Annotated in this window: 1 protein-coding gene and 1 pseudogene; both read right to left on the bottom strand. The window is 65.0% G+C overall.

All coding sequences use genetic code 11. The annotated features are described in order from the left end of the window. Positions 1 to 84: 84 nt before the first annotated feature. Positions 85 to 816 (bottom strand): IS21-like element helper ATPase IstB, encoded by a 732-nt coding sequence (gene istB, locus BJQ90_RS01050; protein WP_226758460.1) that lies wholly within the window; start codon positions 814 to 816, stop codon positions 85 to 87. After that, positions 813 to 1,361, bottom strand: a pseudogene (locus BJQ90_RS01045) (IS21 family transposase); the annotation flags it as partial. The pseudogene BJQ90_RS01045 and the gene istB, both read right to left, overlap by 4 nt.

The raw sequence follows: 1,361 nt of genomic DNA, 5'->3' as shown, positions 1-1,361 counted from the left end.
TGTGTTCCGTCAACTTTAAGTCGGCCATTTCAGCGCTAAGAATCAGGCCACCGCGGCACGTTTCCAGGCCATTCCAGCAGTTGGCTATTTCATGAGGGCGTTCTTGACCCGGTAGGACTCACCACGGAACTGCAGCAGCCGCCCGTGGTGGACCAGCCGGTCGATAACGGCGGCGGCCAGGTTGTCGTCCCCGAACACGGTTCCCCAGCGGGAAAACTCCAAATTGGTAGTGATGATCAGGCTGCGCTTTTCATACCCGTCCGCGATCACCTGGAACAAGAGCCTGGCTCCCTCGGTATCGATCGGCAGGTAGCCCAGCTCGTCAATTGCGAGGAGCTGGTTTTTGGCCAGGGATGCCAGTTCCTTATCCAGCCGGTCCTCGTCCTTGGCCCTGCGCAGCATCATGACCAGGGCTGAGGTAGTGAAGAAGCGCGCCGGGATGCCCTGCCGGCAGGCGGCTGCCACCAGGGCGGTGGCCATGTGGGTTTTGCCGGTGCCGACGTCCCCGTAGAGGACCAGGTCCTGGGCCCGGGGGATGAAATCCAGGGATTCGAGGGACGCGCGGCCATAGTCCTCGGGGAACCTGACACTGGTGTAATCGAATCCCGTGAGTGTTTTCAGGGCCGGGAGCCTGGCGGATTTCAGCAGCCGCTGGCGGCGTGATTCGAGCCGTGATTCATGTTCGGCGACCAGGACCCCGTGAAGGTATTCGCGTTGTTTCGGGGTGCCCCTCTCGGCCCATTCGGTCAACACGCTGCCGGTCAGGGCGGCATGCTTTCCCGCCTCGATGATGTCCTGGACGGTGATCGGGTTCACGCGACTTCTCCCGTGCTGGTGTTCAGGGTGGTGAAGGTGTCATAGACGCTCAAGTCCACGTTGGCGGCGGCCGGTTCGGTGCCGTGGGCCAGCCGGCGGGCGAGCATCCCCAGCGCTGCCATGTCCGGGGCGTCCCCGCGCAGGATCAGGGTGTCGGCAGCCTGGACTGCGGCGTCGAAGCCGGCGGACCCTGACGCGGCATCCACCGCGTTGAGCAGCCGGCGCCGGTCCGTGGCCGTTGCCGCATCCAGCCAATCGCGCACCGGGTCGGAGACCAAGGCCCGCAGCGGGGAATGACCCCACGCACCGGGCTTGGTCACCAGCAACGGCAGCAGGGATGCCGGTTCGAAGATCGTCTCTGTCTGCCGGCCGAAGGCCCGCGGGAAGGACCGGACGGGCTCGGAGTGCTCATCGAGGATCTCGATGATGTCGTGGCGCAACCCGACGGTGAGGTTCCGGCTGTGGAAGGCGGGCCCGGCGGCGTAGGTGTTCCCGTCAATGAGCAGGTTCCCGGTCTTGTCAGCCTTGCGGGACTCGTAGCGCAC

The sequence above is a fragment of the Arthrobacter sp. SO3 genome (assembly GCF_020532825.1).
GTDB lineage: Bacteria > Actinomycetota > Actinomycetes > Actinomycetales > Micrococcaceae > Arthrobacter.
This window is presented reverse-complemented; position numbering and strand designations above follow the sequence as displayed.